Source organism: Micromonospora psammae (assembly GCF_036902725.1).
Taxonomy (GTDB): domain Bacteria; phylum Actinomycetota; class Actinomycetes; order Mycobacteriales; family Micromonosporaceae; genus Micromonospora.
Map to the genome: position 1 here is coordinate 60,680 of NZ_JBAKHM010000018.1, position 19,412 is coordinate 80,091.

Sequence of the window (19,412 nt, forward strand, 5' to 3'; positions counted from 1 at the left end):
AGGCAGCCAGCCCCGTACGGGACCGGCACCTTCACAACCGCGAACCCATTGAGCAGAAGGCGAGAAGACCATGCCCACGACCGTGACCGCAGCAGTGGCCCGCACCGGACAGGACGGCTTCTCGATCGAGCGGCTGGAGCTGGAGGACCCGCGTCCGGATGAGGTCCTCGTCCGCTACACCGCGGCCGGCCTGTGCCACACCGACCTGGAAGCCGCCGCGGGTCGTCTGCCCACCCCGCACCCGGTCGTTCTCGGCCATGAGGGTGCCGGTGTCGTGGAGGCCGTCGGCTCCGGGGTCACCGGCTTCCGGCCCGGCGACCGGGTCGTACTCAGCCTCGACTCCGACGGCACCTGCCGCAACTGCCTGTCCGGGCAGCCTGCCTACTGTGAGCGACACGTCCCGCTGAACTTCGAGTCCCGCCGCGCGGACGGCTCGGTCGGACTCAGGGACAGTGCCGGGCCGGTCCATGATCACTTCTTCGGCCAGTCCTCCTTCGCCAGCCACGGCCTCGCCCACCCGCGCGGCCTGATCAAGGTGGACGACGAGGTGCCGCTGGCGACACTGGCCCCTCTCGGCTGCGGCATCGTCACCGGCGCCGGAGCGGTCTTCAACTCCCTCCGGGTCCAGGCAGGCAGCACGGTCGCCGTCTTCGGCGTGGGATCGGTCGGACTCTCCGCGCTGATGGCGGCCGTCGCCTGCGGCGCCACGCGTGTCATCGCCGTGGACACCAAGCCCGAACGCCTCGCCCTGGCCAAGGAGTTGGGTGCCACCGACCTGGTGGACGCAGTAACCGCCGACACCACCGAGGCCATCACCGACCTGACCGGCGGCCGCGGGGTCGACTACAGCGTCGAGTCGACGGGCGTCGTCGCGGTGATGAACACCGCCATCGCCGCCCTCGCCCCCCTGGGCTCCGCCGCCATCCTCGGTGTCGCCGCCCTGGACGCCACCTTGCACGCCAACGTCTTCGAACTGCTCAAGGGCCGCACCATCGCCGGCTCGGTCATGGGACACCAGGCCCCCGGTGTCCTCATCCCCCGCCTGCTCGGCCTGCACCGCCAGGGCCGCTTCCCATTCGACCGCATGATCAGCACCTACCCGCTGACCGACATCAACACCGCCGTCGCCGATGTGAAGACAGGCGGCACCGCCAAGGCCGTCCTGACCCACGCGGTCTGACCAAAGGCCTCTTCCATGACGGTTGGCACGCAACCGCGCAACAGAACCGAGCGCCCAAGCGCCACATATGGTTCAAGCTTCAATCATTCGAGTTGGGGGGTGACGAAGATGCGAATCGCAACCGCGGCCGGCGATGTCACGTCAAATGAACGGCCGTTGTCTGCTGCGCACCGAGAACCCGCCCCTTCGCCAACTGGTTAAGCCTGCCGCTCAGCGGGAACTGCCAGTGACGCGCGCCAGATCGCGGCTTCGTTGTCATCAGCCTCCCCCGAAGTGGGAGGGTGTGCCCGCAAAGGTTCACTGACGGTGCACTGTTCACCGAGTTTGAAAAACTCCAGCTCTAGTTCTCTCGCGATGATCGATGCCGGCCTGACCGATGCCTCGCTGAGGCGAGATGCGGCGAAACCTGGCCATCGCGAAGGAGCGCCTGATAGAGGGGTAGATGATATGTTCACAACTTTCCGTTCTCCCGCACTTGTGGAATTTGGCGCCGACGGACTGAAGCGACTCGCCGAGATTTGCCAGTCGTTCGGCGTCAGCCGGCCGCTCATTGTCACAGATTCGTTCCTCGCTGCCAGCCCCCTGCTTGAGAAGGTAACTCAGCCGCTGGTCGCGGCGGGTGTGGAGTATGGCCTGTTTCGCGAAACCCTTCCCGAGCCGACCACGGGCTCGATTGACACACTCCGCGAAAAATTCGCGAGCGACGACTACGACGGCCTGATCGCCTTTGGTGGCGGCAGCGCAATGGATTCCGCCAAAGCGCTGGCCGTCACTGAGACATTCGGAAAGGATTACCGGCGCTGGGTGGTGCCGAACACTCCAGCGGGTCGGGTTTCTGTGCCGATCATCTGCGTCCCCACCACCGCCGGCTCCGGGTCCGAAGTAAGCAATGCCTGCATTCTGAAGGAAACTGCTACAGGCGAGAAACTCGTGTACCTCGGGCAGAGTTGTGTCCCGAGTGCTGCGGTCATCGACTACGAATTGACCTTGAATGTGCCCGCCTCGCTGACTGCATCCACAGGAATTGACGCACTCGCGCATTCGCTGGAGGCATATACCTCCACGGGAGCCAACCCCTTCAGCGATGCCATGGCGCTGAGCGCGTTGAAGCTGATCGGCCCAAACCTGCGCACCGTCATCAGCCAACCGAATGATCGTGAAGCGCGCCGACAGGTGATGCTGGGCGCAACACAGGCAGGTTATGCGTTCACCAGCGCTGGTGTCACCCTGGTGCACGGTATGACCGCTCCACTCGGGGGCCTGTTCGGCATCCAGCACGGGGTCTCGAACGCGATGGTGATGCCGACCGTGCACCGGTGGTCGACCAGCGCCGCGCAGAAACGATACGCCGCGGCCGCCAAGGCGCTGGGGCTCGCTGGGGACGACCACGACGACGCAACCGCTTCCAAGCTGGTCGCAGACGAGCTGACGGCGCTCAACCGGGATCTGGGACTGCCGTCCATGCAGGCCTACGGTCTCGACAAGCAGCGGTACTTCGAACAGATCGACACCATGACCGAACAAGCTTTCCTCACAGGTGGGCCGGCGTTGAATCCCCGTGTGCCGACGCCCGAAGAAATGGCAGATCTGTATCGAGCAGCCTGGGAAGAGAAGTGGGACTGAGCTGAGGCAGCCCACACCGGTTTTCGGGCATAACGGATCCCGCGGGTCTCGTTGTGGTAGCCCAGCAGGGCCTGCATCACGGACACGGTGATCAACTCAAGCGTCGGTGACCTTCGGGGTGATCCCGACCGCTGGCCGCCACCGTTTGAGGTGCGCAGACGCCTTCGGTCGCGAGGGTGTCCAAATCGACGTGCCGTGGCCTCCACGGTCGCCTTGCCTGGGCAACGTCGATCATGGATGCCCTCGCGCCTGCGTACTGCCCGTATCCCTTGGAACAGGCCATGCACCCATGCTCGCCCCTGTTATTGCCTCTGTCAACAATCACCGTAGTTGTCGCCGTGCGGCGACTGTGCCGCTGTCATCGTCAACGTGTGGAGCTTGTCGGCGTGTCGGAGATTCGGGAGATGCTCGGTGGCGTCTCCCGGCAGCGCGCGTCCGTGATCGCCAATCAACGGAACTTCCCGGAGCCGATCGCCGTGCTGGCGATGGGCAAGGTCTGGCGGAAGTCCGACGTCGAGAAGTGGATCAAGCAGCACCGGCCGGACTCGTCCGCCGACTGACCACCCGCCAATGCGCCGTCAGCGGTGCCGGGCCATCGCCTCCACGGCCTCCTTGGCGGTCTTCAGATCCGCGCCGGTCGCCGCCCGGTACGCCTGGATCGCTTTGATCTTCTCGCCCCGGGCCAGATGCTCCCGGACCCCGGGCAGCGCCGGGCCGTCGTCGACCACCCCGGGGTGGTCCATCACCAGCTGGAGCCGACGTTCGATCTCCGTCAGGCGGGCGGCCGTGCCGTCCCGCCCGGTCGAGCCCGGCAGGCGGACCAGCAGCAGCGTCGCGACGAGCAGCGTCAGCGCGGCGAGGGTGAACTCCATGTCCGCGAGGAAAGCACATCCCCACCAGGCACACTTGCCCCCATGACCTCCACCCCGGACGTGATCCGCGGCATCGTCGGCGTCTACCACGCCGACGGCGGGCTCCGCGGCGAGCTGGCGTACCTGATTGGCAAGGCCCGGGGCACGGCGCACTGCGGGCTCTGCGACGTCACCCACCACGCGCTCGGCCGCCGGCGCGAGTGGCGGGAGCTGGTCGCCGCGCTGGGGGTGCCCGTCGAGCTGGTGCACCTCAACGAGCGCAGCCCGGCGGTACGGGCGGCCAGCGAGGGGCGTACCCCCTGCGTGCTCGCGGTCACCGACGCCGGGCACCGGCCGCTGCTCGGCCCCGACGAGCTGGCGGAGGTCGACGGCGACGTCGCCCGGTTCGCCACCGCCCTGCGGGGCGCCGCCGACCGGGCCGGGCTGCGCTGGGCGCCGGACGAACGATAACGATCACGTAAAGGGCGCGAACCTTTCCCGGCGCGTACCCCCTCTTCCTGATCGTCGGCCCGGCGGGGGCTGCGGGGGAGGGGTCGGATGAAGCTGGTCTGGAGGCGGGCCCGCGAGGCGCGCGGGCTGCTGGCCGCCGCCGTGGCGGCGGCGCTGGTCGCGGTGGTGCTGGTCGCCGGGCTCTCCGAGTACAACCGGCGGGCGGTGGAGTCAGGGCAGCGGGCGCTGCTCGCCTCCGCCCCGGTCGAGGAGCGCAGCCTGCTGGTCACCGGTTCCGGCGGTGCCGACCCGGCCGAGTTCACCACCCGGGACCGGGCGGTCCGGGAGGGCTTCACCGCCGCGTTCGGTGGCGCCCCGGTGACCGTCGCCGCCGCCCGCTACGGCACCGGCCGGGAACTCACCGGCGACCTCGGCGAGGTGCGCCGCACCGACGACGACCCGGCCTTCGCCAACCTGGCCACCCTCGACGACCTGCCCCGCCACGCAGACCTGGTGGCGGGGGCCTGGCCGCCGGCCGGCAGCGGCGGGGTGACCCTGCCGGAGAAGGTCGCCGGCCTCCTCGGCCTGGCCCCCGGCGACCGGATCCCGATCCGCGACCGCCGCTCCGACCGCGACGGTGAACTCGTCCTCACCGGCACCTGGCGGCCCCGAGACCTCGCCGACCCGTACTGGCGGCTGGCCCCCGGCGTGGCCGCCGGCGCCGGCGCCGAGGACGGCTCCTCCTTCGGGCCGTTCGTGCTCGACCCGGCCGACTTCGTGGCCGCCTTCCCCGGCTCGGCCTCCGCGTCCTGGGTGGTCGTGCCCGACCTCGCCGCGGTGGGGGCGTCCCGCCTGGCCGAGCTGCCACCCCGGGTCGCCGCCGCCGCGGTGGAGGTCCCCGAGCAGGCCGGCCTCGGCTCGTCCGCGCAGACCGTGACCCGCATCGACCGGCTGCTGGACCGGATCAGCCGGGCCGACCTGACCGGCCGCTCCGCGCTCGCCACCCCACTGCTGCTGATCCTCGTGCTCGGCGGTTACGCCCTGGTGCTGATCGCCGCCCTGCTGCACCAGGACCGGCGGCCCCAGACCGCGCTGCTGCGGGCCCGGGGCGCGGCCCGCCGGCAGCTCGCCGGCCTGGCCGCCCGGGAGGCGTTCCTGGTGGTCGTCCCCGCCGCCGTGCTCGGGCCGGTGCTCGCCGAGGTGGCCCTGAGTCGGCTGGGCGCGGGCGGGCCGGTCGACCTGAGCCGTGCCGACACCGACACCACGCTGCTCTGGGCGGCGGCCGCCGGCACCGCGGCCGGCTGCCTCGCCACCATGGTGCTGCCGGCGCTGCGCGGGGCGGAGACCTACGTCGCCGACCTGGCCGCCCGGTCCCGGCCGACCCGGTCCGCCGCCGTGCAGCGGGCCGGCGTCGACCTGGTGCTGGTCGGCTTCGCGGTGCTGGCCTGGACCCAGCTGCGGCAGTACGCGTCGCCCGTCGCCGGCGCCGGCGGCCGGCTCGGGATCGACCCGCTGCTGGTCGCCGCCCCGACCCTGGGCGTGCTCGCCGGCGCGGTGGTCGCCCTGCGCCTGCTGCCACCGGTGACCCGGTTCGCCGAGCGGTTCGTCGACCGGCGGCCGTGGACCGCCACCATGTTCGGCATGTGGCAGGCCGGTCGGCGGCCGCACGCCGGACCGGTGCTGCTGCTCGCGCTCGCCGTGGGCGGCAGCACCCTGGCCTGGTCGCTGGTCGCCACCGCCGACCGGTCCCAGGTGGACCGGGCCGACCACACCGTCGGGGCGGACCTGCGCCTGGTGGAGCGCCGCGGCGCCGCGCCCGCCGACCGGGCCACCCGGCTCGCCGAGCTGCCCGGGGTCGACCGCGCCCTGCCGGCCTGGTCCGACGAGATCCGGGTGAGCCGCGCCGACCTGGAGACGACGGTGGTGAGCCTCGACTTCGCCACCGCCGGTGGTGTCGTCCGGCTCGCCGACCGGCTGGCCGACGAGCCGTCGTCCACCCTGTTCGACCGGCTCGTCCGGTCCCGCGCCGCGCCGGCCGGGCTGGAGCTGCCCGCCGGCACCCGGACGCTGACCGGCACCCTGCGGACCCCGGTGCGGGAACCGGTCGCCCCGCACCCGGTCTCCGTCTTCGTCCTGATCACCCAGACGGACGGGGCGGCCTGGCGACTGCCGGTCGCCGTCACCGGCAGCGACGGCCGGCCGGCGCGGTTCACGGTGGCCCTCCCCGAGGCGGGGCCCGGCGCAATGCGGCTGGCCGGATTCGAACTCGACGCGGGGGACATCGCCGGTCGGGCGTACCGGATGGAGCTGGCCGAGCTGGCCAGCGCCGGCGCGGACGGGCGGGCCCGCCCGGTGTCGTTCACCGGCGACTGGACGGTGACCAGCGGCGACCCCACCGACCCGGTGTCACTGGACACCACCACCGGCGGCCTCACCGCCGAGCGCGAGGTCGGCCTCGCCCCCGGCGGACGGTTCGCCTACCAGGTGGCGTCCCGCTTCGTGGTGGTCCCGTCCGGCGAGAACCGCCCACCGGGGGCGTTGATGACCCCGGCGGTCCGCGCCGCGCTGGGGCTGCGCGTCGGCGACACGGTCACCCTCGCCCTCTCCGGGGCCACGCTGCCGGTCCGGCTCGTCGGCGAGCTGGACGCCGTGCCGTCCACCAGCGGGGCGGGGATCCTGCTCGACCTGCCCGCGGCCACCGACTGGCTGGTCCGCGACCGCGGCGTGGTCCGGCCCACCGCCCAGTGGTGGCTCTCCACCGACCGCGACGGACACACCGAGGCGGCGCGGGCGGCGGCCGGGCTCGCCGGGATCACCGTGCTGGACCGGCGGGTGGTGGCCGACGAGGCCGCCGCGGACCCGTACTGGCAGGGGGCGCGGACCGGGCTGCTCGCCGCCGCCCTCGGGTCCGTGCTGCTGGCCCTCGTCGGTCTGGTCGTCGACGTCTGGGCCACCACCCGGCAGCGGCTGGGGGAGTTCGCCGTGCTGCACACCCTGGGCGCCGGACCCCGGCTGCTGGCCCGGGCACTGCTCGCCGAGCAGACCTTCCTGGCCGGCATCGGGGTCGGGGTCGGCCTGCTGCTGGGCGCGGTGGTCGGCGCCGCGATGGCCCCGCTGGTCGTGCTGACCCCGGCGGCCGACCGGCCGGTGCCGGAGGCGGCCTTCGTGCTGCCCTGGCAACCCGTCGGACTGACCGCGGCGGGTTTGCTGCTGGCGGCGCTGGCCGTCAGCGTGTTCATCGCCCTCGGCATCCGGCAGCGGGTGGCGGCGGCGCAGTTGCGGATCGGGGGAGACCGGTGACCGGGACGATCGAGGCCGGCGGCGAGGTGGCGACGTGCTGAGCGTGGGCGCGGCCGCCCGCCGGGTCCGGGCCTTCGGTGGGCAGTTCCTCCTGCTCGCCGTCCTGACCATGACGGCGACGCTGCTGGTCAGCGGGGTGCCCCGGCTGGTCAACTGGTACGCCGGGCAGGGCCTGCACCAGTTCCTCGCCGACCGTCCCGCGCAGGAGCGGGACCTGACCTACTCGGCCGCGCCGCTCACCGCCACCGCCAACGGCACGTCGCTGATGGAGGCGTACCGCAGCGACCTGGAGACCATCCGGGCCGGCATGCCGCCCCGGGTGCGCGAGCTGGTCGCGCAGCGGTGGTTCAGCGCCCAGACCGAGCCGAGCCGGGTGGTCGGCCGGGACCTGGCGGCGCGGAACCTTACGGTGGACCTCGGCCTGCGCGTCGTGCCGGACATCCGGGAGGCGGCCACCCTGGTCGAGGGACGCTGGCCGGACCGGGGGCCGGTGCCGTCCGGGAAGCCGGTGCAGGTGGCGCTCGCCGCGCAGGTGGCCGGCCAGTTCAACCTGCGGGTGGGCAGCCGGCTGACGCTCAAGGGCCCGGACACCCCGGGCGTGTCGCTGCCGCCCACCCCGATCGCCGTGGTGGGGTTGTTCGCGCCCCGCGACGGCGGCGACGGCATCTGGGACGCCCTGCCGCCGCTGCTGCGGGTGGTCGAGCCGCTCGGGGACGGGCAGCCCTTCGTCGGCTTCGCGGTCGTCGACGAGGCCGTACTGGACCGGCAGGCCGCGATCGGCTGGTCGCTGCGGCTGAGCTGGCGCTACCGGCTCTCCGCCGACATCGACGTCCGGGCCCTGGACCAGATTCTCGCCGGCCTTCAGGAGATGTCCCGCAGGTCGGCGGGGCGGACCTTCGTCCAGGGCCTCGACGTCCCGCTGCGACAGTTCATCGCCGGGATGGACGCCGCCCGGACGGTGCTCGCGGTGATCGCGGCGGGGACGTTGGCCACGCTGGGCGGGCTGGTGCTCTTGGCGACCGGCTCGGCGGTCCGCCGGCGCCGGGGCGAGTTCGCCCTGCTGCGGGCGCGCGGCGGTGGTCCCGCGGCCGGGGCGGGACGCAGCCTCGCCGAGTCGCTGCTGGTGGTGCCGCCGGCCGCCGTGCTCGGCTGGCTGGCCGGCACGCTGGCGCCCGGCGGCGCCGGCGACACCCTGGGGCTCGCCGTGGCGCTGACCGTGCTGGTGACGCTGGCGTTGCCGGTGGCCACCCTGACCGCGCCGGCCGAGGTGACCGGGCGGCGGGACGGGCTGCGGCTGCGGCCGTCGACGCGCCGGCTCGGCGTCGAGGGCGGACTGCTGCTGCTCGCCGCGCTCGCGGTGGTGCTGCTGCGCCAGCGGGGCCTGGAGTCCGGCGAGGTGGACCCGCTGCTGGTGTCGGTCCCGGTGCTGCTCGCCGTGGCGGCGGCGCTGGTGGCGATCCGGCTCTACCCGCTGCCGCTGCGCCTGCTCAGCCGCCTGGCGGCCCGGGCCCGGGGCAGCGTCGCCTTCCTGGGCACCGCCCGGGCCGGACGGGCCCAGGCCACCGCCCCGCTGGTGGTCGTCGTGCTGGCCATCGCCACCGCCGCGTTCAGCGCCGTCGTCGCCGCCGGGGTCGAGGCGAGCCGGGACCGGGCGGCCACCGCCGTGGTGCCCGGGGACGCTCTGCTGCTCGGTGAGCGGTTCGCCCCGGACACCCGGACCGAGCTGGAGCGGGTGTCCGGGGTGCGGGTCGCGGCCCCGCTGGCGGAGGAGCCGGCGCAGCGGCTGGCGACGGACGCGCTGGGCACCGACGCCCGGATCGGGGACGTCACCGTCCTGCTCGTCGACGCCGCGGCCCTGGACCGGGTGGTCGCCGCCGCCGGCCGCGATCCCGGGCTGCCGAGGACGCTGGTGACCGCCGGTCCGGGTGGTCCGGCGCCGGCGGTGGTCTCCCCGGCGGTCGCCGCCGACCTGGCCGGCGCGGGGCTGGCCGGGTCCGCGTTCGCCACGGTGCAGGGCCAGCGGTACGAGTTCCGGGTGACCGGGCAGGCGGAGACCTTCCCCCTGCTCACCGGGGGCGGGGACCGGTTCGTCGTGCTGCCCTGGCAGGCCCTGCCGGCCAGGGAGTACGCCGTGGTGCCGACCGGCTTCGTGCTGGCCGGGGAGGATCTCGACGTCGCGCGGCTGCGTGAGGTGGGCACCGAGGGGCAGTCCCGGTTCCAGCACGGATCGGCGGTGAGCGCGCGGGAGCGCAACCTCCCCGTGGAGGTCTCCACCTGGACGACGGTCCGGCGGGAGTTGGGCGAGGGTGGGCCCAACGGCGTGCTCGTCTTCGGGTTCGTCGCGGGGGCGGTGGGGGGCACCGTCCTCGGCCTGCTCGCCATCGCCTTCACCGTGCTGGCCGGCGCGCGGGCCCGCGGGCAGGTGCTGTCCCGGCTACGCACCCTCGGCCTGTCCCGCGGGCAGGGGCGTGGCCTGCTGCTGATCGAGCTGTCGCCGCTGGTCGGCGCGGCGGTGCTGACCGGCGCGCTGGTCGGCGCGCTGCTGCCGGTCCTGCTCAACCCGGTGCTCGGGCTGGCCACCTTCACCCGGGGCACCCCCGTCCGGGTGGCCTTCGAACCGGCGCTGGTCGCCGGGGTGGTGGCGCTCGGGGCGGTCGCCCTCGGCTTCGCGGTCGCCGTCGAGGCCCTGAACAATCGCCGGCTGCGCCTCGGTGAGGCGCTCCGGCTCGGAGAGGAGAGCTGAGATGACCGCTACCGCGGAGCAACCCGTCGCGCCGGACCTGGCGGCGCTGCAACAGCGGGCGGCCGCGCGGGCCGCCGAACGGGCCGGCGGCCGGGACCGGTTGCGCGGCCACATCGTCTGCGACGGCCTCGTGCGGATCTTCAAGACCGAGGGGGTGGAGGTGGTCGCCCTGCAGGGGCTCGACCTGGTCATCGACCGGGGCGAGCTGGTGGCGATCGTCGGGGCCTCCGGGTCGGGCAAGTCCACCCTGCTGAACATCCTCTCCGGGCTGGACACCCCGACCGCCGGCATCGCCCGGGTCGGGGAGTACGACCTGCTGAACCTCTCGACCCGGCGGCGGCTGAGCTACCGGCGGGACATGGTGGGCTTCATCTGGCAGCAGACCGGGCGCAACCTGCTGCCGTACCTGACGGCGCGGGAGAACGTCGAGCTGCCGATGGAGCTGGCCGGCCGGGGCGGTGGCCGCCGGGGCCGTCGCCGGCGTGCCGAGGAGCTGCTGGAGCTGGTCGGGGTCGGCTACTGCGCGGACCGGCGACCGGGGCAGCTCAGCGGCGGTGAGCAGCAGCGCTGCGCGGTGGCGGTGGCGGTGGCCAACGACCCGCAGGTGCTCTTCGCCGACGAGCCGACCGGTGAGCTGGACGAGGCGACCGGGGCGGAGGTCTTCGGCGCGCTGCGCACCATCAACGCCGAGCTGGGGGTGACCGTCGTGGTGGTCACCCACGACCCGGCCGTGGCCGGTCAGGTCCGCCGGACCGTCGCGATCCGCGACGGCCGGACCGCCTCCGAGGTACGCCGCACCGCGCGGGTCGGCGCCGACGGCGGCACCGAGCTGGTCAGCGAGGAGTACGCCGTGCTGGACCGCTCCGGGCGGATGCAGCTGCCGGCACCCTTCGTCGAGGCGCTGACCCTGCGGGACCGGGTCCGCCTCAACCTCGAACCGGACCACGTGCAGGTCCGCCCCGGTGACCGTACGCCGGACGCTGACGGGAGTGACGCATGAGCGAGCAGGTGTCCGTCCGGGCCGGGGACGCGGCCGTCGTCGACGAGGTGGTCCGGGTCGAGGGGGTGAGCCGCACCTTCGGCCGGGGCGCGCAGGCGGTGCACGCCGTGCGGAACGTCTCGTTCACCGCCGGCCGGGGCGAGCTGGTCGCGGTGCGGGGCCGCTCCGGCGCGGGGAAGACGACGCTGCTGAACCTGGTCGGCGGGCTGGACCGGCCGGACGCCGGACGGGTGCGGGTGGCCGGGCACGACGTGACGGCCGCCAGCGAGGCGGAGCTGCTCCGGCTGCGGCGCGGCACGTTGGGTTTCGTCTTCCAGACCTTCGGCCTGGTGCCGATCCTCTCCGCGGCGGAGAACGTGGGCGTGCCGCTGCGGCTGGCCCGGGTGCCGGCGGCGGAACGGGAGGAGCGGGTGGCGGTGCTGCTGGAGCTGGTCGGCCTGGGCGCGCACGCCGCGCAGCGGCCGTACGAGCTCTCCGGCGGGCAGCAGCAGCGGGTGGCGGTGGCCCGCGCCCTCGCCCACGAGCCGGACCTGCTGATCGCCGACGAGCCGACCGGTCAGCTCGACTCGGAGACCGGGCGGTCCATCATGGACCTGCTGCGTGCCGTGGTGCACGCCCGGGGCATGACGGCCCTGGTCGCCACCCACGATCCCGCCCTGATCGACCTGGCCGACCGGACCCTCACCCTCCGCGACGGCCACCTCGTCGACGCCTGACGAATCGACGCCCGACGGCCCGGCCCGCCCGCCCCGGATTGTGGGGGCCGCGGTGCCGTGTCGTGGTGCTGCGGCGCCGCCGTGCTGCGGCGCCGCCGTGCTGCGGCGCCGCCGTGCTGCGGCGCCGCCGTTTCGCGGCGCGCCGTGCTGCGTGCTGCCGTGCTGCCGTGTCTGCTCGGTGGGTTGGGATACCCCGTCGTCGCACCGGCCCACCCTCGGCACGGGTTTGTCGTTCCTTTAGAGCTGATGACGTAAAGGACTCAGCGTGCGACAGGTGGCCGGCTGCCGGCACCGGCGCCCCTCTCGGCCGTGGTGCCCCTTTCGGCTGGGGCGCGTCTACGGGAGCCTGCGCACCACGCTCGTCCCCCAGAGCTGGCGCCTGTTGAGTCGTTTACGTCATCAGCTCTAAAGGACCGGAAGCCTCGGACTGCCTGGCGTCTCTGCTGGGTCCGCGTCTCGGCGTCTCGGCGTCTCCCGGGCCTGCGTCTCTGCTCGGCCCGCGTGTGCGGCCGGGTTCGTGTCCACGTCGGGTCCTGGTCGGGGCCCGTGCGTGCGGTCGGGTTCGTGTTTATGCCGGGTCCTGGTCGGGGCCCGTGCGTGTGGCCGGGTTCGTGTCCATGCCGGGTCCTGGTCGGGCCCGCGTCCGGGCCGGTCGGATGTGCGGGCGGGTCAGCGGGCGGCGGGGACAGGGACCGACGCGGGCGTGGACGACCGTGGGTCAGAGAGGGAGTTTCATGCCCTCGTGGCTGGCGACGAAGCCCAGGCTCCGGTAGAAGCGGTGCGCGTCGGCGCGGCTCTTGTCGGTGGTGAGCTGCACGAGCCCGCAGCCGCGCTGCCGGGCCTGGTCGACCGCCCACTCCATCAACTGCCGACCCACTCCGCGGCCGCGCAGGTCGGAGCGGACCCGCACCGACTCGATCAGGGCGCGCTCGGCCCCGTGCCGGCCCAGCCCCGGGATGTACGTGATCTGCAGGCAGGCGACGGGTTCGGCGTCCAGTTCGGCGACGATCTGCTGGTTGCGCGGGTCGGCGGTGATCTCGGCGAAGGCCCGCTCGTACGCCTCGTCGACCTCGACGTGGTCCCGCGCCCGGCCCAGCACGTCGTCGGCGAGGAGCGCGAGGAGAGCCGGCAGGTCCGCGCGGGTCGCCTCCCGGATGGTCAGGTCACTCATGACCGGCAGCCTGCCACAGCCACTACGGCCGATGTGCGGGCGTCCGTTGACCGGAGCGGGCAGCATGATTCGGCATGGAGAACCTGCTGCTGCCCTTCCGATGGATCTACCGGGGACTGTTCTGGTTCGCCAACTCGCCCCGGACGCTGATCACCTCGTACCTGCTGATGATCGTGGTGGCCGGGGTGATCTACGGCCAGGTGGAGAACGCCAGCGCGGCCGACGCGGTCTGGTGGGCGGTGGTCACCGCCTCCACCGTCGGATACGGCGACATCTCGCCGACCACCTGGCAGGGGCGCTTCCTCGCCGCGTTGCTCATCTCCACCATGGTGCTGCTGGTCATCCCGCTGATCACCGCGCACTTCGCCAGCCACCTCATCGTCGACGACGACGCGTTCGAGCACGACGAGCAGGAGGAGCTCAAACACGAAATCCGGCGGATGCGGGCGCTGCTGGAGGAGTTGGCCGCCCGGCAGGGCATCGAGATGCCGGAACTGGAGCGGCCTCAGCCGCTCAACGCGCCGGACAGCGCAGCCCCGCTCTGGGAACGGTCAAGGAGATCAGGTAGGCGTCGACCGCGTCCGTGACGCAGGTGGTCTGCGGGTACGCGGTGTGCCCCTCGCCCTCCCAGGTCAGCACCCGCCCCACCCCCAGCATGTCGGCCAGCCGCGCGGTCTGCTCGTACGGGGTGGCCGGATCGCCGGTGGTGCCGACCACCACGATCGGCGGCGCGCCCACGGCCTTGCCGGTCGGGTACGGGTCCCGCTGCCCGGGCCACTCGGCGCAGCCCAGCATCCCGACCGCCAGGGCCGGCCCGAAGAGCGGGTACTTCTCCCGCCACTGGGACTGGAGCTGGCGGATCTGCTCCCGGCTCGGCTTCTCGGTCTCGTCGGCGCAGTTGACCGCCAGGTTGGCGTCGAAGAGGTTGGAGTACCGCCCGTCGTCGTCGCGGCCGGCGTACGCGTCGGCCAGCCGGAAGACCTCGCTCGGGTCGCCGCCCTCCAGCTTGTCGATCGCCCGGGCCAGCTCCTCCCAGCCCGACTCGGTGTAGAGCGAGGAGATGACCGCGTAGAAGACCCAGCCCGAGGTGGCCTCCCGCCCGTCGGCGCCCCGCACCGGTGAGACCTTCGCCTTGTCGATGGCGGAGGTCACCGCGGCCCGGGCGTCCGGGGCGATGGGGCAGCGGCCGGCGTTATCGGCGCACCAGCGGGTGAAGTTGCCGAACGCCCGTTCGAAGCCCCGGGCCTGGCTCTCCGAGCCGGCGATCAGCTTCTGCTCCGGGTCCACCGCGCCGTCGAGCACCAGCGCGCGGACCCGCTGCGGGTAGAGCTGGGCGTAGGTGGCGCCGAGCAGGGTGCCGTAGGAGTAGCCGAGGTAGGTCAGCTTCTCGTCGCCGACCGCCGCCCGGATCGCGTCCATGTCCCGGGCGGCCTGCTCGGTGCCGTAGAGCGGGAGCTGGGCGCCGTACCTGTCGCCGCAGCCCCGCCCGATCTTCCGGTTCAGCGCGACGTAGTCGTCGAAGGACTCCTCGGTGCGCGGGTCGGGGTCGTAGCCGAAGCTGGCGTCCAGGTCGGCGTCGGGGATGCACTTGACCGGGCTGGACCGGGACACCCCGCGCGGGTCGAAGCCGACGATGTCGAACCGGTCGGTGATCGACGCGGGGAGCCCGCCGAAGGCCTGCCCGAAGGAGAGGTAGACGGCGGTGTCCACACCGGACCCGCCGGGGCCGCCGGGGTTGATCACCAGCGAGCCGATCCGGTCCCGCTGTTTCGACGAGCGGGCCCGCAGCAGCGCGATCTCGAAGGTCTCCCCGCTGCCCGGGCCGGCGGTCGCGCCGGTCCCGGCGCCCCAGTTCCGGGGCACGGTGATCCGGGCGCACTCGTACCGCACGCCCGGCGCGCCCCGGCCGACCAGCTCCTCGGCCACCTCGGGGCAGGCCCGCCAGGTCGGTGCGGCGCCCGGCGCCGCCGCCCCGCCCTCGGCCGTGGTGCGCGGCGCGAACGCCGGCAGCGTGCACCCGGCGGCGAAGAGCGCGGCCGCGACGAAGCCGGCCAGGGAGAGCCGGACCCGGCGGATCCGGTCGGAAGTGCAGGTCACCAGCGAGCCTCCGTGATCGTGTCGACGGCCAGGCTACGCCGGGCCGGCGGCGGTCGGCTCGACGGTCGCCAGTGGATCGCCGCGCAGCACCTCGTCGACGTCGAACCGGATCGGCCGGTCGAGCTGGTCGTAGCGGCAGGAGCGTGGGTCGCGGTCGGGCCGCCAGCGGACGAAGCGGGCGGTGTGCCGGAACCGGTCGCCCTCCATCGCGTCGTAGCCGACCTCCACCACCAGCTCGGGGCGCAGCGGCTCCCACTCGAGGTTCTTGGTGCCGGTCCACCGGCTCACCCCGCCCGGGATGCGCTGGCCGCGCTCGTGGTCGCCGTGCACCCACGGGTGCTCGCCGCCGCCGTCCCGGTAGGGGGCCAGCTCCTCCAGCAGCTCCGCGCGGCGGGCCATGGTGAACGAGGCGCTCACCCCGACGTGGTGCAGCACCCCGGCGTCGTCGTAGAGACCGAGCAGGAGCGAGCCGACCACCGGGCCGGACTTGTGCCAGCGGAAGCCGGCCACCACCACGTCGGCGGTCCGCGCGTGCTTGACCTTGGACATCAGCCGCTTGCCCGGCTCGTACGGCAGGTCGGCCGGCTTGACGATCAGCCCGTCCAGCCCGGCGCCCTCGAAGACGTCGAACCAGCGGCGGGCGGTCTCCGGGTCGGTGGTCACCTGGGTGACGTGCACCGGCGGGTGGACCCCGGCCAGCGCCTGCTCCAGCCGGGCCCGGCGGCGCGGGTAGGGCTGGTCGAGCAGCAGCTCGTCGTCGAGGGCGAGCAGGTCGAAGGCGACGAAGTCGGCCGGCGTCGTCTCGGCGAGCAGCTTCACCCGGGAGGCGGCCGGGTGGATGCGCTGGGCGAGCAGCTCGAAGTCGAGCCGCGGCTGGCCGCCCGGGCCGTCGCGCCGGATCACGATCAGCTCCCCGTCGACCGCGCACCGCTCCGGCAGCTGCCGGCGGGCCTGCTCGACCACCTCCGGGAAGTAGCGCGTCATCGACTTGCCGCCCCGGCTGGCCAGCTCCACCTCGTCGCCGTCGCGGAACACGATGCACCGGAAGCCGTCCCACTTCGGCTCGTACGTCAGGCCGGGGTCGGTGGGCAGTCGGGCCACGCTCTTGGCCAGCATCGGCTCGACCGGGGGATTGATCGGCAGGTCCACGGCGACCAGTCAATCAGACGGCACCGACACCCGTGAGGCAGATCACCACCGGGCGCCCGTACGGCGTGTCCCGTCGCGTTCCGCTCGTCATCCGCGCGCCGCTCACGTTCGGGCAGCTCAGAGCTACCGTCGCCGGGTGGAGTTGGCATGCGGGTGCTGCGGGCGCTGGCGGGTCAGCGTGGAGCTGATCCGGGGCCGGCACCGCTACCGGCTGGTGCGCCGATACCCGGCCGAGTTCGGCGGCGGCAAGAACGTGCTCGGCGAGGTCGGCACCGTGGCCGAGCTGGAGGAGCTGCTGCACCGACGTACCCCCCTCACCCTGGCCGACCTCCAGGAGGCGGCCTGACCCCGCCCCCGGCGCAGGGGCTCAGGGGTGGCGGCGGGCGGGGCCGACCGCCGGCTTCTCCAGCACGGCCAGCCGCACCCCGTTCGGGTCGGAGCGGTACCCCACGACCCGGTAGCCGTGCCGCTGGTACAGCCGCAGGTTCCGCTCGCTGCCCGCGCCGGTGAACAGCTCCAGCCGCCCCACCCGGCCGGCGCAGGCCGCCTCGACCGCCGTCAGCAGCCGGCTGCCCAGACCGCGCCCCTGCCAGTCGGGGGCGACCGAGAGCCGGCCGACGAGGGCGGTGTCCCCGTCCAGCCGCGCCCGGACGGAGCCGACCAGCCGGTGCCCGGCGCGGGCGGTCAGCACGATGGTCGGCCCGGCCAGCACCGACCGGACCTCGTCGAGGGTCTCGGTCAGCGGCGGCAGGAACGGGTCGGCGTAGTGCTGGGCCTCGGTGAGGTAGGCGGCGCGCTGCACGGTGAGGAGCTCGCCGGCGTCCGCGACACCGGCCGGAACGACGGTCACCCCGGTCACGTCCGCCAGCCAACCACAGCCACCCCGGCGGGTGGTGGCCGGCGACCGTAGGCTGGGCGTGACCCCGAGGAGGTGTCGGGTGCCCGAGCTGACGTACCCCGAGGTGGGGGCGACCCGCGACGGTCGCCTGCCGGCCGGCTACCACCACCTGCGCCATCGGGTCCGGTTGCCGGACGGCTGCTTCCCGGCCGCGGCGGACGCGGTGCTGCGCTGGCGGCTGCACCGGGCCGCGGGTGTGGTGATGCGCACCGACGCGGCCCGCGCCGACCCGGGCGTGCGGGTGACCCCGGGCCTGGGCGTCGGCCCGCTGCGGATCTGGGGCCCCACCGAGGTGGTCTGGGCGGCGAGCGAGCCGGACCGGGCCGGTTTCGGCTACGGCACCCTGCCGGGGCACCCCGAGCGCGGTGAGGAGGCGTTCCTGGTGCTCCGGGAGGCGAGCGGGGTCTACTTCGAGGTGCTGGCGTTCAGCCGTCCGGTCCACTGGTACGTCCGCGCGGCCGGGCCGGTCGCCCGGTTCTTCCAGCACGCGTACGCCTGGTGGCTCGGGCGGACCCTGCGCCGTCTCTGCGCCTGACCGCGCCGGCCCGCGCCCGGGTCCACCGGGCGCGGGCCGGCGCGGCTCCTCAGGCGTCGGTCACGGTCAGCGTGAGCGGGCCGCCCGGCATGGGCTGGCCCCCGACGCCGTAGGTGGTGCTGAGCCCACTGGCGTCGTTGAGGGTCACCTGGTACGTGTACACGCCGGGGGCGACGTCCGACGGCAGGTACCCGTGGATGCTCAGCCGGCCGTCCGGGCCGGCGCCGGCGCCGCCGAACTGCTGCGCGACGACCTGGCCGTCGGTGCCGTACAGGTAGAGCGAGTAGCCGTTGACCGGGGCGATCGGCGCGCTCACCGTCATGGCGACCACCGGCCTGGTGTCCGCCGCGGCGCTGCGCGCCACCGTGGTCGGGGTCACCGAGATGTCGCTGGCGGTCGGCGGGGTGGTGTTGACCCGTTGGGTGATGGTCAGCCCCGGGTCGGGCGCGTCGTACCGGCTGCCGTAGAGGGCGAGGGCGCCGGCGTCGTCGCGCACCGCGATGCCGGTGACGACGCACTTCCTGGTGCGGCTGTACACCCGCACCGGGACGGTCACCGCGCCGTCGGCGCGGGTCGACGGCGTGGTCGAGGTCTGCGTGCAACCGTTCGTGTCGAAGTCGACCACGATCTCCCGCACCCCGCCGGTGGCGCCGGCGACGGTCATGCTCAGGGCGGTCTGGACGGTGGTGGTCCAGTTGTCCACCGGGTTCGGGGTGACCGCGAAGCCGCTCGCGTTGAGCACGTCGTTCGAGGTGACGGTGACCGGCCCCAGGCCGTGTCCGGTCGCCGCGGCGCGGTTGCCGGCGTTGTCGGTCAGCGCGAGTTCGGTGACCCGCCAGTCGCCGGACGCCGCGCCGGCCGGGAGGCGCACCTCGACAGAGCAGGTGGGCGAGTTCGGTTCGGTGGCGGTATACGCCCCGCAGTGCGGGTCGGGGCGGTGGAAGGTCGCCTCGAAGGCGCCGGTGGCGGTCCGCCCGTCGGGGCCGGTGAGGGTCAGGGCGCCCTTCCAGAAGCCGGACTCCCAGTCGGCGACCGTGACGACGTAGCGCAACACCGCCTCCTTGCCCTTGACGTAGGCGTAGGGGCGGGAGTCGCTGATCGGCTCCAGGTATACGTCGGTGAGCGACGGCGGGGTGGAGTCCGCCCCGGTGCGGGCGGTCAGCGTGGTCTCGTACCGGGCCAGGGCCGCGCGGTCGAGGACCACCGCGCCGTCGCGCTCGTCGTGCGCCTCGAAGCGGGTGACCAGCCACCGGGCGGAGGTGCCGGCCGCGTACCGCGGCACCACGAAGTCGTACTCGAAGGTGGACCGCTGGAGGGTGCCGGACACCCAGCGGGCCTTGGTGTACGAGGTCTCGCCGAACTGGAAGTCGATCTCGTACGTCTGCCCGACGAAGCTGCCGGTGGTCGGGCCGGCCTGCTGGAGCAGGACCGTGCCGTACAGGTTCTGGGCTGCGGCGTCGCCGTTGCGGACGGTCCACCGCAGCGGCACCACCGCCCCGTCACCCGAGGCGTCGACCCGGGTCGGGGAGAACTCGATGTTCTGGAGGCTGAGCGTGCCGGGAGCGGCGGTGGCCGGGCTCGCGACGACGCCCACCGAGGCCACCGACGCGACGACGGCGAGGACCGCGCGCGCCAGTAGCCCGATCGATGAGGATGACATGCAGGCTGTATAGCAGCCGGACGCCGGTTTCGTTGTCCG

Annotated in this window: 17 protein-coding genes and 1 pseudogene; 11 read left to right on the forward strand and 7 right to left on the reverse strand. The window is 73.8% G+C overall.

The features are described from left to right. The first annotated feature begins 70 nt into the window (after nucleotides 1-70). Together V6U79_RS20865 and V6U79_RS20870 are read left to right on the forward strand one after the other, a co-directional pair. On the forward strand, nucleotides 71-1,180 hold the full coding sequence (locus V6U79_RS20865) for an NAD(P)-dependent alcohol dehydrogenase (RefSeq protein WP_334526900.1): 1,110 nt from the start codon (nucleotides 71-73) through the stop codon (nucleotides 1,178-1,180). A gap of 306 nt (nucleotides 1,181-1,486) precedes the next feature. Beyond that, the gene (locus V6U79_RS20870) at nucleotides 1,487-2,803 is read left to right on the forward strand and encodes an iron-containing alcohol dehydrogenase (protein WP_334526897.1); all 1,317 of its coding nucleotides are present in this window, start codon (nucleotides 1,487-1,489) and stop codon (nucleotides 2,801-2,803) included. Nucleotides 2,804-2,817: 14 nt separating this feature from the next. On the opposite strand, the pseudogene V6U79_RS29840 reads toward V6U79_RS20870, so the two are convergent. Beyond that, nucleotides 2,818-3,038: pseudogene (locus tag V6U79_RS29840) on the reverse strand (hypothetical protein); the annotation flags it as partial. A 151-nt stretch (nucleotides 3,039-3,189) separates the two neighbouring features. On the opposite strand from V6U79_RS29840, the gene V6U79_RS20875 reads away from it, so the two are divergent. Next, nucleotides 3,190-3,363: a hypothetical protein gene (locus V6U79_RS20875; RefSeq protein ID WP_334527021.1), complete on the forward strand. Its 174-nt coding sequence runs from the start codon at nucleotides 3,190-3,192 to the stop codon at nucleotides 3,361-3,363. A gap of 18 nt (nucleotides 3,364-3,381) precedes the next feature. On the opposite strand, the gene V6U79_RS20880 is transcribed toward V6U79_RS20875, so the two are convergent. Further along, complete coding sequence (locus V6U79_RS20880; protein WP_334526894.1) at nucleotides 3,382-3,675, reverse strand: hypothetical protein; 294 nt, start codon at nucleotides 3,673-3,675, stop codon at nucleotides 3,382-3,384. 42 nt (nucleotides 3,676-3,717) lie between these two features. Here V6U79_RS20880 and V6U79_RS20885 point away from each other — a divergent pair, with 42 nt between their 5' ends. The 5 genes from V6U79_RS20885 to V6U79_RS20905 all read left to right on the forward strand — a co-directional run bounded on the left by V6U79_RS20885 (nucleotide 3,718) and on the right by V6U79_RS20905 (nucleotide 11,863). Then, complete coding sequence (locus V6U79_RS20885) at nucleotides 3,718-4,125, forward strand: hypothetical protein (protein ID WP_334526891.1); 408 nt, start codon at nucleotides 3,718-3,720, stop codon at nucleotides 4,123-4,125. An 87-nt stretch (nucleotides 4,126-4,212) separates the two neighbouring features. Beyond that, nucleotides 4,213-7,404, forward strand: coding sequence for an FtsX-like permease family protein (locus V6U79_RS20890; protein WP_334526888.1), 3,192 nt, complete (start codon nucleotides 4,213-4,215; stop codon nucleotides 7,402-7,404). 34 nt (nucleotides 7,405-7,438) lie between these two features. Continuing rightward, on the forward strand, nucleotides 7,439-10,147 hold the full coding sequence (locus V6U79_RS20895; RefSeq protein ID WP_334526885.1) for an FtsX-like permease family protein: 2,709 nt from the start codon (nucleotides 7,439-7,441) through the stop codon (nucleotides 10,145-10,147). 1 nt (nucleotide 10,148) lies between these two features. Further along, a complete protein-coding gene (locus V6U79_RS20900; RefSeq protein ID WP_334526882.1) occupies nucleotides 10,149-11,147 on the forward strand; it encodes an ABC transporter ATP-binding protein in 999 nt (332 codons plus the stop codon). Next, on the forward strand, nucleotides 11,144-11,863 hold the full coding sequence (locus V6U79_RS20905) for an ABC transporter ATP-binding protein (protein WP_334615535.1): 720 nt from the start codon (nucleotides 11,144-11,146) through the stop codon (nucleotides 11,861-11,863). The genes V6U79_RS20900 and V6U79_RS20905 overlap by 4 nt, the downstream gene beginning before the upstream one ends. Before the next feature lie 718 nt (nucleotides 11,864-12,581). Here V6U79_RS20905 and V6U79_RS20910 read toward each other — a convergent pair. Next, nucleotides 12,582-13,034 (reverse strand): GNAT family N-acetyltransferase, encoded by a 453-nt coding sequence (locus V6U79_RS20910; protein WP_334615537.1) that lies wholly within the window; start codon nucleotides 13,032-13,034, stop codon nucleotides 12,582-12,584. 74 nt (nucleotides 13,035-13,108) lie between these two features. On the opposite strand from V6U79_RS20910, the gene V6U79_RS20915 reads away from it, so the two are divergent. After that, nucleotides 13,109-13,621: a potassium channel family protein gene (locus V6U79_RS20915; protein ID WP_334526874.1), complete on the forward strand. Its 513-nt coding sequence runs from the start codon at nucleotides 13,109-13,111 to the stop codon at nucleotides 13,619-13,621. On the opposite strand, the gene V6U79_RS20920 is transcribed toward V6U79_RS20915, so the two are convergent. Beyond that, nucleotides 13,548-15,110: an alpha/beta hydrolase gene (locus V6U79_RS20920; RefSeq protein WP_334615570.1), complete on the reverse strand. Its 1,563-nt coding sequence runs from the start codon at nucleotides 15,108-15,110 to the stop codon at nucleotides 13,548-13,550. The two genes, V6U79_RS20915 and V6U79_RS20920, sit on opposite strands and share 74 nt — an antisense overlap. A 54-nt stretch (nucleotides 15,111-15,164) precedes the next feature. After that, the gene (locus V6U79_RS20925) at nucleotides 15,165-16,280 is read right to left on the reverse strand and encodes an ATP-dependent DNA ligase (protein WP_334615538.1); all 1,116 of its coding nucleotides are present in this window, start codon (nucleotides 16,278-16,280) and stop codon (nucleotides 15,165-15,167) included. Nucleotides 16,281-16,416: 136 nt separating this feature from the next. On the opposite strand from V6U79_RS20925, the gene V6U79_RS20930 reads away from it, so the two are divergent. Further along, the gene (locus V6U79_RS20930; protein WP_334526869.1) at nucleotides 16,417-16,626 is read left to right on the forward strand and encodes a hypothetical protein; all 210 of its coding nucleotides are present in this window, start codon (nucleotides 16,417-16,419) and stop codon (nucleotides 16,624-16,626) included. A 21-nt stretch (nucleotides 16,627-16,647) separates the two neighbouring features. Here V6U79_RS20930 and V6U79_RS20935 read toward each other — a convergent pair whose 3' ends face one another. Further along, the gene (locus V6U79_RS20935; protein WP_334526867.1) at nucleotides 16,648-17,139 is read right to left on the reverse strand and encodes a GNAT family N-acetyltransferase; all 492 of its coding nucleotides are present in this window, start codon (nucleotides 17,137-17,139) and stop codon (nucleotides 16,648-16,650) included. 79 nt (nucleotides 17,140-17,218) lie between these two features. Between V6U79_RS20935 and V6U79_RS20940 the strand changes: the two genes are divergently transcribed. Continuing rightward, on the forward strand, nucleotides 17,219-17,713 hold the full coding sequence (locus V6U79_RS20940; RefSeq protein ID WP_334615539.1) for a DUF1990 domain-containing protein: 495 nt from the start codon (nucleotides 17,219-17,221) through the stop codon (nucleotides 17,711-17,713). A 49-nt stretch (nucleotides 17,714-17,762) separates the two neighbouring features. Here the strand turns inward: V6U79_RS20940 and V6U79_RS20945 are convergent, their stop codons facing one another. Continuing rightward, nucleotides 17,763-19,373: a hypothetical protein gene (locus tag V6U79_RS20945; protein ID WP_334615540.1), complete on the reverse strand. Its 1,611-nt coding sequence runs from the start codon at nucleotides 19,371-19,373 to the stop codon at nucleotides 17,763-17,765. Between the last annotated feature and the right edge of the window lie 39 nt (nucleotides 19,374-19,412).